The 13,185-nt window shown below is 42.2% G+C and carries 11 protein-coding genes and 3 pseudogenes; 5 read left to right on the top strand and 9 right to left on the bottom strand.

The features are described 5' to 3' along the window. Positions 1-10: 10 nt before the first annotated feature. A pseudogene (locus ACRWSG_RS18395) lies at positions 11-1,379 on the bottom strand (TrkH family potassium uptake protein). Next, positions 1,376-2,035 carry a potassium channel family protein gene (locus ACRWSG_RS18400; RefSeq protein ID WP_462167124.1) on the bottom strand — a complete coding sequence of 220 codons (660 nt, stop codon included), beginning with the start codon at positions 2,033-2,035 and terminating at the stop codon, positions 1,376-1,378. The pseudogene ACRWSG_RS18395 and the gene ACRWSG_RS18400 overlap by 4 nt, the downstream one beginning before the upstream one ends. A gap of 177 nt (positions 2,036-2,212) precedes the next feature. Between ACRWSG_RS18400 and ACRWSG_RS18405 the strand changes: the two genes are divergently transcribed. The 3 genes from ACRWSG_RS18405 (at position 2,213) to ACRWSG_RS18415 (ending at position 5,174) form a co-directional block, all read left to right on the top strand. Then, a complete protein-coding gene (locus tag ACRWSG_RS18405; protein WP_462167126.1) occupies positions 2,213-3,517 on the top strand; it encodes a DUF4118 domain-containing protein in 1,305 nt (434 codons plus the stop codon). Further along, positions 3,510-4,178 carry a response regulator gene (locus ACRWSG_RS18410; RefSeq protein WP_054553464.1) on the top strand — a complete coding sequence of 223 codons (669 nt, stop codon included), beginning with the start codon at positions 3,510-3,512 and terminating at the stop codon, positions 4,176-4,178. The genes ACRWSG_RS18405 and ACRWSG_RS18410 overlap by 8 nt, the downstream gene beginning before the upstream one ends. Positions 4,179-4,271: 93 nt before the next feature. Continuing rightward, positions 4,272-5,174, top strand: a complete 903-nt coding sequence (locus ACRWSG_RS18415; RefSeq protein ID WP_138599349.1) for a diguanylate cyclase — start codon at positions 4,272-4,274, stop codon at positions 5,172-5,174. A gap of 1 nt (position 5,175) precedes the next feature. Here ACRWSG_RS18415 and ACRWSG_RS18420 read toward each other — a convergent pair whose 3' ends face one another. The 4 genes and pseudogenes from ACRWSG_RS18420 to ACRWSG_RS18435 form a co-directional block, all read right to left on the bottom strand. Next, positions 5,176-5,871 carry a class I SAM-dependent methyltransferase gene (locus tag ACRWSG_RS18420; RefSeq protein ID WP_462167127.1) on the bottom strand — a complete coding sequence of 232 codons (696 nt, stop codon included), beginning with the start codon at positions 5,869-5,871 and terminating at the stop codon, positions 5,176-5,178. A gap of 124 nt (positions 5,872-5,995) precedes the next feature. Beyond that, entirely contained in the window at positions 5,996-6,493 is a 498-nt protein-coding gene (locus ACRWSG_RS18425; protein WP_462167128.1) for a GNAT family N-acetyltransferase, read from the bottom strand. 63 nt (positions 6,494-6,556) lie between these two features. Next, positions 6,557-7,174, bottom strand: coding sequence for a glutathione S-transferase family protein (locus ACRWSG_RS18430; protein ID WP_462167129.1), 618 nt, complete (start codon positions 7,172-7,174; stop codon positions 6,557-6,559). Between the two features lie 46 nt (positions 7,175-7,220). Then, positions 7,221-8,253: pseudogene (locus ACRWSG_RS18435) on the bottom strand (NADP-dependent oxidoreductase). Between the two features lie 166 nt (positions 8,254-8,419). Between ACRWSG_RS18435 and ACRWSG_RS18440 the strand changes: the two are divergent. Then, positions 8,420-8,854 (top strand): hypothetical protein, encoded by a 435-nt coding sequence (locus tag ACRWSG_RS18440; RefSeq protein ID WP_054553470.1) that lies wholly within the window; start codon positions 8,420-8,422, stop codon positions 8,852-8,854. An 11-nt stretch (positions 8,855-8,865) separates the two neighbouring features. Continuing rightward, positions 8,866-9,708, top strand: a complete 843-nt coding sequence (locus ACRWSG_RS18445) for an SMP-30/gluconolactonase/LRE family protein (RefSeq protein WP_194441210.1) — start codon at positions 8,866-8,868, stop codon at positions 9,706-9,708. On the opposite strand, the pseudogene ACRWSG_RS18450 reads toward ACRWSG_RS18445, so the two are convergent. The 3 genes and pseudogenes from ACRWSG_RS18450 to ACRWSG_RS18460 form a co-directional block, all read right to left on the bottom strand. Next, a pseudogene (locus tag ACRWSG_RS18450) lies at positions 9,705-9,939 on the bottom strand (helix-hairpin-helix domain-containing protein). The gene ACRWSG_RS18445 and the pseudogene ACRWSG_RS18450 overlap by 4 nt on opposite strands. A gap of 18 nt (positions 9,940-9,957) precedes the next feature. Next, positions 9,958-10,302 (bottom strand): VOC family protein, encoded by a 345-nt coding sequence (locus ACRWSG_RS18455; protein WP_138599343.1) that lies wholly within the window; start codon positions 10,300-10,302, stop codon positions 9,958-9,960. A gap of 136 nt (positions 10,303-10,438) precedes the next feature. After that, the gene (locus ACRWSG_RS18460) at positions 10,439-13,174 is read right to left on the bottom strand and encodes a TonB-dependent receptor domain-containing protein (RefSeq protein WP_462167132.1); all 2,736 of its coding nucleotides are present in this window, start codon (positions 13,172-13,174) and stop codon (positions 10,439-10,441) included. Between the last annotated feature and the right edge of the window lie 11 nt (positions 13,175-13,185).

Genomic DNA, 13,185 nt, shown 5'->3' on the forward strand with positions numbered 1-13,185 from the left:
AATTGTACACTTAACCAATTTGAATACTGGTAGTCGGGTAGGTCAAAGGTTGGCTGTGCTGGCGAGCAAAACAATAAGCAAAGGTTAATAAACCCAACCCGACCTATCAGCATCAGCAGTATGATGATGAGCTGACTAGGCGCACTTAAATCCCCAGTTATACCTCGCGAAAGGCCTACGGTACTGAGTGCCGAAATTGCCTCAAAGGTGATATCAAGTAACGACCCTTGTTCAAGCTTAGTGATGATCATAATGCTGGTAAAAGCGATAAATAAGTACAGTATCATGACGCTTAATGCCTTGATCACTAACTTGTCGCTCAGCTGGCGGTTAAACACGGTAACCGTGGTTTGCTGTTTTAAATAGCTGCGCATTGCTAAAATTAGGATCACAAAGGTGCCTAGTTTTATGCCGCTCGCCGTACTGACTGAACCACCGCCAATCACCATCAGCAGCATAGTCAAAAGCGTTGAATCTTGACTCAAACCATCAATCGGTAGGGTATTAAATCCTGCTGTACGAGGAGTCACCGCTTGAAACCAAGCCGTTAATATTTGCTCAGACGTTGATAGCGGCGCTAATGTCGTCGGATTGGCGTGTTCAAAGAAAAAAATCAATATAAATGCGATGCAGTTGAGCACTAAGGTGGCAATTAACACCAGGCGGGTATTGGTCGATAGTAATGACCAGCGCTTTTGTTTGTAGATATCAATCAGTACAGTAAACCCTAAACCACCGATGATAAACAAAGCGGTGATCACTACGTTTACGGTTATATCGCCCTTGAATGCCGATAAGCTATCGCCACTTAACGCAAAGCCCGCATTATTGAACGCCGAAATCGTATAAAACAGACTGTGATAGGCGCTTTTTAGTGCGCCATAGTCATCGAACCAACTAATAAAGAGTAAGCAAAATGCCACCGACTCAATCACTAATGAATACACTAAAACATACTTAGCAACTTTGATCACCGAGGTTAAATCGTTAGTGTCAAAAGCGCGGCTAGCGAGTAAGCGTTGTTGTAAGCCTAGGGTTTTTCCTAAACTTAGTATTGAAATCACCGCCACGGTCATAAAGCCAATGCCACCTATTTGAATCAGCAGCATGACCACGCTTTGACCAAATACAGTCAGATCAGTACCTGTGTCGATGACCACCAGCCCTGTTACTGTAACCGCAGAGGTTGCCGTAAATAATGCATCGAGCCAGCTGATCGGTTGGGTGCTTGCCATTGGTAGCATAAGCAAGCCCGTGCCGAGCATAATTAACACAATAAAGCCGATAGTAAGCACTAAAGGTGGGTTTATTTTTTGCCGCTTACGGCACTTTACACCGCTAAATTGTTTTGGATAAACGTTGGCTTGCCAGTTGATCATAATGCACGAAACCGTTTTGCTAATTTAGTTAAGTAAGTTTTAGAGCCCAGTAGCACCAGACTATCGCCGTGACGCAGTTCGGTGTCGTTAGTCAGCTCTGTATTGAAGTAATCATCACGTCGTAGTGTGAGTGGTTTAATATCGCTATTACGTTCTTTGAGCAGCCAGCCAATTTTGCGACCTGAAAGCTGCAGATCAATGCCTAGTTCAACAATAAACGTGGATTGGTTAAGCGGGAAATATTGATTAACCATTGGGTAGTTAAGCGCTTGCGCAACCCTCACGCCCATTTCTTCTTCAGGGTGAATTATGCGGTCAACGCCAAGTTTACTTAGTATTTGATGGTGGCTTTTAGTACAGGCTTTTACCCAAATTTGCTTTACGCCTAAGTTTTTTAAGTGCAATACACATAAAATACTGGCTTCAATATTCTCGCCAATGGTCACCAATACGGCTTGGCAACTGGGTAAATCGAGCCGTGCTAATTGTGTTTCATCACTGGCATCAACCACCACGGTAAAACTGAGTTGGTCGGCATAGTGATTAACGGTGCTTTCGCTAATATCGGCGGCACACACTGTATGACCTTGTTTTGAAAGTTCTAAACAGGCGGTTACGCCAAAACGTCCTAATCCGATTACTGCAAACTGAGCCATAGTCTTTCTCGCTATTGTGGGTACGCGCTAAATGCTAATGGCAAAAAAACAGAAGTCTCTAGAGAGCTTGAAAGCTTTATAAAGATTTTATGCCGAGATAAAAAAACTTTATAAAAACTTTATAGTGACAAAATTGAAAACCCTTTAATCTAATAGGGATAAACAATAAGTGAAAAGATGATGCAGTCAGTATTCAAAATACAGTATTTAAAAGCCGCATTTTTAAGTGTGTTGATGCCACTTGTCGTGGTGCTTGCGATATTCCCATTTCGAGAACTGTTTACAACCACCGATATTGTGATGCTTCAGCTTTTGTGGGTGACATGGGTTGCGGTGCGCAGTAATCGCCGTGTTGCAGCGCTTACCACCTTGGTGAGTGTTGCCTGCACGGACTGGTTTTATGTGGTGCCGTATTTTACTTTTCATATCGAAAATATTGAATATGTGGTCACCTTTTTGGTGATGTTGATTGTGGGTTTAGTGATAAGCCACTTAGCCGGGGAGCTCAATACTAAGGTTCGCGATGTGCAAGCCCATGCAAGTAATAGTCGCTTATTGTATGAGTTAGCAAAAAAGCTTAATGATCTCGATAGCCTTGAGGAGCAAAAGCAGCTGTTTTTAACAACCATGACCGCGCATTTAAAGGTTGCGTGTGATTGGCAGCTAACAGCGTCAAAGCAGTTTATTTATTTAAACGAACAACAAGCGGAATTTGGCGGTATTGCGTTTGCTAAAGCGCTAAATGCAGAGCAACAGGCTTTGGCGAATACAGCGTGTTCTTTACTGTATCAGGTTCAAGAAAAAACCTTATTACGCGAGCAATCAGCGGCGATAAAAGTACAGGCGGAGCTAGAGAGGTCAAAAAACACCTTGTTGCGCAGTTTATCCCATGACTTACGTACGCCATTAGCGACCATTATGGGCGCATCAAGCATGTTGGCTGATGATGATATCCAACTAAGCTCTGAGGTTATCAAAGAGCAAGCTGCTAACATTTATGAGCAAAGTAAAATACTTAACCAGCACTTTGATAAAGTCATGGAGCTCAGTAAAGTTAATAAGTTAGCTGAGAATATTAAATGGCAAAAGCTACCTATTTTGACCTTAATTAGCGAGGCAAAATCTCGTCGTCAGCAGCAACTACAAAACTTTAAACTGAGCATCGAGGCTCAGCAACAAAGCATCTGTTTTGGCGATGAAACCCTACTAGAAATTGCCTTTGCCAATATGCTCGAGAACGCAGCTCGTTACGGAGATGGTTCGGCGAATATGCAATTTATTGAAACACACAATGAATATCAAATTGTGCTAACCAATCCTTTTGCGAATAAGCATGAGACGAGTCAAGATGAAGGTGTTGGACTAGGGAGTGTGATTTGCGATGTGGTTGCTAAATGTCATCAAGGGCGCTTTGAATTAACCCTCAATGAGCAAACAAAGCAAGCAACAGCTATATTAATTTGGAGTAACAGTCGTGGCTAATATTTTGGTTTTAGAGGACTCACCGCCTCTGCAAAGTTTTTTAAAAACACTATTAAAAGCCAGTGATCATGAAGTTAGTGTGTGCGCCAAAGGGCTTGATGCGTTTGCACTTTTAAGCCAGCAGCAGTTTGATTTAGTGCTGCTTGATTTAGGCTTGCTCGATATGGATGGGCAAGATTGGCTGGTGGAGTTTAGGCAGTGGAGTCTGCTCCCTGTATTAGTACTTTCTGCACGCGACGGCGAAACAGAAAAAGTCACCGCCCTTGATAACGGTGCCAACGATTATCTAACCAAACCATTTAGCGCAAACGAATTACTAGCGCGCATTCGGGTGCTACTTCGCACACAAACAACACCCAGCCTAACTTTGCAATGTGGCGATATTCACATCGACCCACATAAGCACGTGGTCCGTAAAGGCGCTGAAGAAGTCAAACTAACTAAAAAAGAGTACGCTATTTTACTGTTGTTGTTTCAGCAAAAAGATAAGGTGTTAACGCATAACGCTATTTTATCTGAAGTGTGGGGAGAGCAGTATATTAACCGTCCTGAGTACGTGCGAGTACATATTGGTCAGTTAAGACAAAAACTTGAACAAAATGCGGCGAGCCCTAAACATATCTTAACCGAGCCCGCCGTAGGTTACCGCTTAGTTGAATAAACTATCTCTTTACCTCGCTTTGGGTTGAGTTTGTAACATTCCTTAGGTACTGTTTTAGATAATAATAATAAAGCGGAAGTCCCTTCATTGGTCATGCATCAAATTAACAGACAAGGTATTAGTTCATTATCGAATACACAGCTCGAAGATGTGATTGCAGAAATTGACCAAGCTATTGAGTGGCACCAGTCATGGTATAAAAACTTATTAAGGTGTCTAATTGCAGATACTCCCGCAAATGAACAAGATTTAGCAGATAATGCTCATAACTTTTGTCGCTTTGGGCAGTGGTTTAATAAGCTACCTGATCAGACTATAAAGCTTCACCCTCACTTTTCTGAAATCGCTTCTGCACATAAAAAAATGCATCAAGGAGCGAAAGTCTTGTTGTCGTTAAAAGAGTCTAAGACTGTTATTCCAGTAAACTTATTAGACCAATTTCATGCGGATTTAGATAGATTACGCGAGTTATTTGACTGCCTTATCGATGAGTTTACTGAAGTGCTTCACACACGCGACCCTTTAACGGGTGCATCAAATCGTACGAACTTATTAGAAAACCTGCAAAAAGAACACGAGCTGTGTAAGCGCAAATCACTGAGCTGCGCACTGATAATGATCGACCTTGATCACTTTAAGCAAGTAAATGATGAATTTGGTCATGCTGCGGGCGATAAGGTGTTAATAGCCCTCGTGAAATGCATTAAATCTCAGCTAAGAAAATACGATCAATTATATCGCTATGGTGGCGAAGAGTTTTTAGTCTGCTTACCACAAACAGAGCTTGATGATGCTAAGTCATTTTCTGAACGGCTAAGAGCTGGCGTTGAGGCTTTAAAAATCGACATTAGCAACGATAATCACATTAATGTTACTGGCTCATTTGGCGTAACGCTGATAAGCGCCGATGATAATATTGAAACGGCAATCGAAAGGGCCGATGAAGCTATGTATCAAGCTAAAAAGTCAGGCCGCAATCGAGTGTGTGTGGCTTAAACTATTCTTTAACGGCGGTAAATGCTTTTATTAAATCAGCTTGATAAAAAGAGTAAACGCCTGTAAAGCCTGATTCGGCAATGATGTTTTCGATGACTTGAGATTCTTTTAAAGCAACGTCATTTTCATAAGCTAGTTTTACTCTTTCAATTTGCTCAGGACTGACTGCGGCTGATGACATAACGCTTAACCAGTGACTAAGCAGCAGTGGGTAAGTTTTGGCACTTTGATTAGCACTTAAGTCTGCGTTGACAAGTAACCCACCTGCTTTTAAACGTTTGTGAATATCTGCAAAAAATGCCACTCGTTTAGGTTCATCCACAATAAACTGCGATACTAACACGGCTGTCGCTGCATCAAAGGGCATCAAGTTTTTAAGTGAATCTACGTAACCATTATGAAACTGGCAGCGATGTGCCACCCCTGCTTGCGTTAAATTGTGTTTGCATACTTTGATCATTTCACTCGAGGGTTCGACTGCGGTGAAACTAAATGTAGGGAAGGCCTGTGCTAAATGCAAAATTTCATTTCCGGTGCCCGCTCCAACGCAAAGAATATGCGCATTGCTTGGTAGTTTGCTGAATAAAGGTGTCATCATAAAATACAAGGCCTGGCTAATGGGGGCCATGTTTTGCCATTGTGAATCATAATTAGCTGCTTGTTGATCAAATAAGGCGGTGACTTCGTGTTGTTGCATAGTAAAAACCTAGTAGGTAACTTTAAGTGTTACAAAAGTGGTTAGCTTACTTTATTTTAGGAAACTTTAAAAGTTACTTAATAGGGCATTCAAATGATATGGTGATGTATGCATACTCATTTGCTTAATTTTTAGGTTTTAACAATGAAAAAAGGTGCGCATTAAATAAGTGTCCTTTCTTGAACATCGCGTTTTTTAAAACTGCATCTTGTTCGAAGCCTAATCTTTGCAGAACCTTCATTGAGGCAGGATTATCTTCGCACACGTAAGCAAACACTCTGGCGATTTTCGTTTTAGAGAATACTGTTTCGAGTAGCATAGATGCAGCTTTTACAGTGATACCTTGCCGCCAGTACTCTTTTGCCAGCCAGTAACCTAGCTCACCTGAGCAATCAAATTCAAACTCGCCTGGGTGCACACTCACGCATCCAATAAGTTTATCGTTAAATATAACGGCTTTAATGAGCTGACTTTGACTACCTTCATTAATCCACCACTGAGCATCCTCGTAACTATAAGGAGAGGGGATTTTAGTTGATAGGTATTGTGTAACATCCATGTCGTTAAGAATTGCAACAAGTTGTTTTGCATCTGACTCTACGAAGTCTCGAAGTGTAATCACGCTCATCCTTTGGAGTTTTGTAAGTGTGTGTGCGAAGGCATTGGAGTATGCCTTTGCTTGTCTTTATCCGTATTTGGCTTCTAACTCACTTGCTGTGCGATAGCTCTCATAGGTGTTTAATCGCTCGAAATACCGCTCTATTTCTGCAAAATGAGACAGCATGCCAGACTCAGCGACTTTCTCTATGACGAATGACATCATAAAATCAGCGCCAGTAAGGTTGTCATCAACAAAGTACTTTCTACCTTTCAGATGTTGATTAACATAGCTGAGTATTTTACCAATTTCATGGTCGGCATAATCAGCAATGAAGTTAGTTTTACAGCCATCTTTTGTAATAAATAGTTTTAATAAAAAAGGCACCATTGCTGAGCTTTCAGCAAAATGGAGCCATTGTTGATAATCAATGTAACTCTCACTTTGCTGGTTTGGCATAAACTTACCTTTGCCATACTGAGTTATTAGGTAGTCAGTTATCGCACCCGATTCAGTAATTACTTTACCGTTATCTTCAATCACAGGAGCTTTACCGAGAGGATGAATTTGTTTTAACTCATCAGGTGCTAAAAATGTCTCTTTATTACGTTGGTAGGCAATAATGTCGTAATCAACGCCAAGCTCTTCGAGCAGCCAAATAATCCGCTTAGAGCGTGATTTGTTTAAATGGTGTAATTTAATCATTTGTTATCCTTAATAGTGGCGCAACATTATTTGTTGCGCCTAATTTTTAAATTGGCTGCTGAACTTGCACCACGGTTTTACCAAAGTTTTCACCATTTAACATGGCGTTAAAAGCGTTTAGAGTATTTTCGAAATCAGTTTCAAGGTGCTCTTTGTATTTTATCTTGCCGTCGTTCAGCCATTGTTGCATATCTTGTGCAAACTCACCGTAACGATCGCTGTAATCATCAAAGATAATAAAGCCTTGTACTTTAATACGTTTTCTAAGAATTAAGCCCATCAACATAGATAGGCAATCGAATTCCTGGCGGTAACTCAGTTGCATTATATTGTGATACTAATCCACATAGTGGGATTCGTGCTTTTGTGTTAAGTAAAGGCAGTACCGCATCTAAAACATGACCACCGACGTTCTCGTAGTAAACATCAATACCTTGATCACAGGCGTCCTTAAGCTGTTCTTCAAAGTTATCGGCTTTATAATCTATGCATGCATCAAACCCTAAGTTCTCAATCGCATGCTTACATTTTTGAGAGCCTCCAGCGATACCAACGACTTTACAACCTTTTAATTTGGCTATCTGACCGACGGTTGCTCCAACCGGCCCTGTTGCTGCAGCTACAACCACTGTTTCGCCTGCTTTTGGTTCACCAATATCTAGTAGTCCCATATAAGCAGTAAACCCTGGCATACCTAAAATACCGAGTGCATAGGAAGGAGTATCTGGACTTTCTCCTAACTTCATCAGTCCTTCAGTATTACTTATCGCATACTCCTGCCAACCAGTATAGGCAAGTACCCATTCACCTACTTTATAATCAGGGTGCTCTGATTGCTCTACCTGACACACTGTCGCACCAACCATCACATCGCCAACTTCAACAGGGTCAGCATATGATTCTGCATCGCTCATACGGCCTCGCATATAAGGGTCAAGAGATAAATAAATTGTTCTTAGTAAAACTTCACCTTGTTTAGGTGAGGCAAGAGTAGATGTTTTTAAAACGAGGTTATTCTCTGTTGCAGGGCCTGTTGGACGTGATTCAAGAATATACTGACGGTTTTTAATTTCAGTCATACTTATCTCCTATGATTTGTTTTAAATCCTGTTTAATAAATAGGTGCGGGCATGTAATTAGAAATCAATGGCGAAATTGTTACCGAGTAGAAAATGATAATTTCATTCAAACGACAATCCATTTTGCACGGTATAGTGTAAAGGTGTATGCTGGAAAAATAATCAAATGGCGAAACAAATTGATATGAAAGGTATTTCTCTTATAGCTTTTACGCTTGTTGCGGGTTTTATGGCAAGGAGTGCGCATGCTAATACAAGTGTTTTATCGGTTGATCCTATCACTCCAGGAAACGTATTTGCGTTTGAAAACGACGCAAGACGTTATCCAAAGCAAAGTGAGTTTAGTATTGTTCACAGTGTTTCGATGAGCAGTGAAAGCGGCCGACGATTAGCTGTGGTAACTGTTGAAAACAAAGCATCAGGATCGCGTATCTTACAAGCAGACCATATTATGGCTTTATTTGCCGATGGGCGTCGCTTACACCCGTTAGCTTTTGATGAAGGTATCAAGTTAGATGATGGTGAAAAGCGCTCACTGACTTTATCTTTTGGTGAAAATGAATACCCCATTTTAGCGGTATACACGAGTTTAGATGAGTAAAAGGCAGGCCCATGAAATTACCTAAGCCACTGGCAATAACACTACTTTTAAGCTCACCGTTAGGTTTTGCTATTGATAGCCAAGACTTTGTTAAAGATAACGTGTTCACGCAAGGCATTGAAGGGCCAACTATGTATAACGGTGCCCTATACGCTGTGAACTATGCCCAGCAAGGAACGATTGGCCGCGTAGATAACATGGGCAAAACATCGTTGTTTGTGCGGTTACCGAATGACAGCGTTGGTAATGGCTTACAGTTTGACTCACAAGGTAATTTATTTATTGCCGATTACGTTAACCACAATATTTTAAAAGTACCTGCTGGCAGCAATAAAGCAGAAGTGTTCGCCCATGATAGCAAGATGAATCAACCCAATGACATTGCTATCACTCAACATGGGGCGCTGTTTGCAAGTGACCCTAACTGGGCGAACGAAACGGGTCAGCTATGGCGTATTAATGCGGATGGCAGCACCCATTTACTCGAAAAAAACATGGGGACTACCAATGGAGTAGCGGTTAATAACGACAATACCAAGCTCTATGTGAACGAAAGTGTGCAACGAATCGTTTGGCAATATGACTTAGATGACAACTTAAACATTAGTAATAAAAAAGTTTTGATTAAATTTGCTGATCATGGCTTAGACGGCATGCGCGTTAATAATCAAGGGCATGTGTTTATTACTCGTTATGGCGCAGGGAAAGTGCTTGAAGTCTCGCCTACCGGCAAGCTTTTAAATAGCTATCAATTAAAAGGCCAGCATCCAACGAATTTGGCTTTCAACGAAACGCAAAACAAAGTGTATGTCACCATGCAAAAGCGCGGGGCAATCGAAGTGATTGAACTTTAGCCTTGCTTTGCTCGCGTAATAGCAGCGGTGATTGCCGCTTTTGCTTGCGGACTATTCTTCCAGCAATTTGAATGCAGCATCGACGCTACTCGCTCAGCAATAGTGTTGGCATCAAACCCAGCTAAGTCTTCAAACGATTCAATCCCAACTTCTTCGAACCGTTTTATAACCGTTGGGTCCTACACCCTTGAGTGCTAAAAGCGCGCTGCGTTCTTGTTCGTTAAATGGCATGTTTTTGTTCCTTGTTCATTAAATAAATTCAATGATTTGCCATAACTCGCCTGCAGGACCCCAAAGACTGAACTCTTTTCCCCAAGGCTTTTGCGTTATGTCGCTGTACTTCACATTAAAGTCATTTAGTCTACGTAGTTGTGAATAGACTTCATCAATATCTAATACACTCAACTGCAACATCAGGTTGTTTGCTAATTGAGGTTGATAAAAATCTTGTAAGAAAAATCCGCATTCCCCACTTTCACATAGACAAAGTGTGTCTGAAACGGAGGTTAACTCAAATCCAAATGCTTTGTAGAAAGCTTGAGATTGTTGGTAGTTCTTACTTGGTACAAAAGCACGGATGTCATCTACTTGCATAATTTTCCTTCCATATTGAAGGTACTTTGCCATATTAATTTTACATAGCAAATCTAATTTTTAGGCAATAAAAAAGCGCACCGGGCAGGGTGCGCTTGAGGGGATCAATCCTGTGTAGCTAAAACAGTAGGATTAATTAGAAGCTTGGGGCATATCTCAGTGAAACACCGACTGAACGGCCAATCACACTGTAATCACTCACGGTGTTAAAGTGGTTTGCGCCTACCTCAGGTGTTGGTGGTTCACGATCTAATAAGTTATCGACACCAAAGTTAACAGCAAGTTCCTCGTTAACTTGCCATGCAGCAGCAAAATCTAAGTAATTTTGTGCTGAAATTGTTTCTGAACGGTCGACAGCATACTCTACTTCACCTATTCTGCGCCAGCCAAGTTGGAAGTTCATGTTATCTAACTGCCAATCAATGCTTGCGCGATGTTTGTAGTCAGCTTGTAAAATGCTCGCAAAGTCACCCGAACAGGCGCTGCCGTAAGTTCCCTTACAGTCAACTTCAGGCACTGTGCTGTTGTTTTGACGGGTTTGTTTAGTAACAAAGTTACCTTGGTACGAGAATCTAAAACGACCACCCATTTGCTCTGGTGCATCAATCACATAATTTGCTGCAACGTCGATACCTTCTTGCTCAATGGCGGCTAAGTTAAAGTCATTAACGATGGCTGTGCTAATAAACCCCGTGTTTGGATCGCGAAGTACCGCACCACACAATGGGTTGTTCGGATTCGGGTCATCAACATAACAGCTTTGTAGTGCCGCACCTGGCTGAATTTGGCTTACCGCATCTGTAACACGAATACTGTAGTAATCGAGTGATAAATCAAAGCCTTCTAAGTAGCCAGGTGTATAAACAATGCCTAATGTATCTGATTCGGCTTGCTCAGGTTTAATATTTGGGTTACCACCATAGGTGTACTCTGCGGTACTTGAATCGAACTCGGTGCCAACAGGTGGCGCACCAAACGCAGCACATTGAGTTGCATCACCGGTGCCAAGTAAACATGGATCGCCGTTATAACGCCCTGCTAGTCGTGGCACAAACTGGTCGCTATTTTGGTCAAATAACGATAACGAGAGCGCTGTGATTGGGCTGGCAAACTCACCTAAGTTAGGTGCTCTAAATGCGGTTAAGCGGTTGGCGCGAATACGAATGTCGCTGTTTATTGCCCAGTTGATACCTAGTTTGTAAGTGTCTTCTGCTTCGGTATTTGAGTAATCAGAAATACGGTAGGCACCTTCAAAGCTAAGCTCTTCAGCAAAAGGTTTATCAACTAAAATAGGCACTAAAATTTCGGCGTAGAACTCTTCAGAGCTAAAGCTTGCATCCATATCAAATGCGCTAATAGACGCAAAGCTGGTGCCGTTTCTAAATGCATCGCCCGGTGTTTGTTTACCTGTTTCTTTACGGTATTCATAACCGATTGCAAAATCGATAGCACCGGCTGGTAATTCAAATAAGAACCCAGAATCACCCGATAGTGTTGCTGAGATCACACTTTGAGTACGGTCGCGAGTGGTATAAAGCAGCGGATCGCTAAAGTCGCTGAAATCATGGTTGGGATCAAAAATATCGACTGAATTTGCAAGGGCAGCAAAACGACTATTACCGTTGTTATCATTGCGGTATGCGTTGTTGTAAATGGTGGCTACTTCGTCCGTTTTGCCGTACTGACCATATACGTCATAACGTAAGTAGTCAGTTAAATCACCTTTTAAGCCCAGTTGAAATTGCATTGAATCACGCACCGCTTCGGTGTGTTGCACGCCTAAACCTAGGTTACGTTCAACATTAACAAGGGCATTGCCTTCGCTATCAAACGTAAGTTGGTCGCGTAGTTCATCTGGAATATACGCATTGTCTTGCGTGAGGGTCACTTGCTCGTTTACAAAAATCGGTGTTTGACCACTGGCACCCGCACCATTTACGGTCACTTTAGAATACATTGCGCGGCCATAGGCAATGGCACTGTCGCTTACATCAACGTCAAATAATAAGCCCGCAGAAAAACGGTCCATCGGTTGAGTTAAATAACGGTCAGCTGTGAAATCAGTTGTTTGACGCTCACTTGTTACAGCACCAGAATCAGCAATACCGATGCTGTTGCCAGAGGCAACGTCAGTATAATAACCACCGCTGTTGATCATTGCCGCTGAGTTTTCAAGCGCATAGTCACGCTCGCCGGCTAATAGCTCTTTTCGTTCGGTGTAACCAATATAGCCTGTTACATGGCCGCGACCGTCGGCGATGTCACCACCAAAAATTGCTTCAAAGTTAAGCTTTTCGTTACCGCCGTCAGCACTTTCGTAACTGGTTGAGAATTCAGCGCCAGTAAAATCATCGTCTAAAACAAAGTTAACAACACCAGCTACCGCATCGGCACCGTAAACCGCTGCTGCACCACCTGTTAATACATCAACGCGTTTTATTAACCCGGCTGGAATAGTATTTACATCAACCGAGTTACGAAAACTAAATGGTACCGCGCGAGTGCCGTCAATAAGAACCAATGTGCGGTTTTGACCAAGGCCGCGTAAATCAATCGTTGATGAGCCAAATGAGTCACCGACTGTGGCGCCGGTGCTGTTGGCACCCGCCGCAGCTTGTGGCAGTTTCGCGGTAATATCTTCAACGTTCACTGCACGGTCTAGGTGAATTTGTGCTTCATCAACGCTCACTACAGGACTACTTGAGACCAGCTCAGTACGTTGAATACGTGAACCTGTTACGGTGATCACTTCAGGTTTTTTTGCTTCAGTGCTTTGCTCTGCGTGTGCATAACTAATTACTGAACTTACAGCGAGAGCTAAAGGTGATAGCAGCAATAGCGAGCGATGCCCTGTTGATGTATTTGCTTTCATGATGATTCCCT

It is taken from the genome of Pseudoalteromonas sp. GB43 (assembly GCF_054923805.1).

Excerpts from the sequence above, each read along its gene's own strand:
- ACRWSG_RS18430 (WP_462167129.1), bottom strand. The coding sequence starts at position 7,174 with ATGATTAAATTACACCATTTAAACAAATCACGCTCTAAGCGGATTATT.
- ACRWSG_RS18460 (WP_462167132.1), bottom strand. The coding sequence starts at position 13,174 with ATGAAAGCAAATACATCAACAGGGCATCGCTCGCTATTGCTGCTATCA.
- ACRWSG_RS18445 (WP_194441210.1), top strand. The coding sequence starts at position 8,866 with ATGAAATTACCTAAGCCACTGGCAATAACACTACTTTTAAGCTCACCG.
- ACRWSG_RS18400 (WP_462167124.1), bottom strand. The coding sequence starts at position 2,035 with ATGGCTCAGTTTGCAGTAATCGGATTAGGACGTTTTGGCGTAACCGCC.
- ACRWSG_RS18415 (WP_138599349.1), top strand. The coding sequence starts at position 4,272 with ATGCATCAAATTAACAGACAAGGTATTAGTTCATTATCGAATACACAG.
- ACRWSG_RS18455 (WP_138599343.1), bottom strand. The coding sequence starts at position 10,302 with ATGCAAGTAGATGACATCCGTGCTTTTGTACCAAGTAAGAACTACCAA.
- ACRWSG_RS18420 (WP_462167127.1), bottom strand. The coding sequence starts at position 5,871 with ATGCAACAACACGAAGTCACCGCCTTATTTGATCAACAAGCAGCTAAT.
- ACRWSG_RS18405 (WP_462167126.1), top strand. The coding sequence starts at position 2,213 with ATGATGCAGTCAGTATTCAAAATACAGTATTTAAAAGCCGCATTTTTA.
- ACRWSG_RS18440 (WP_054553470.1), top strand. The coding sequence starts at position 8,420 with ATGGCGAAACAAATTGATATGAAAGGTATTTCTCTTATAGCTTTTACG.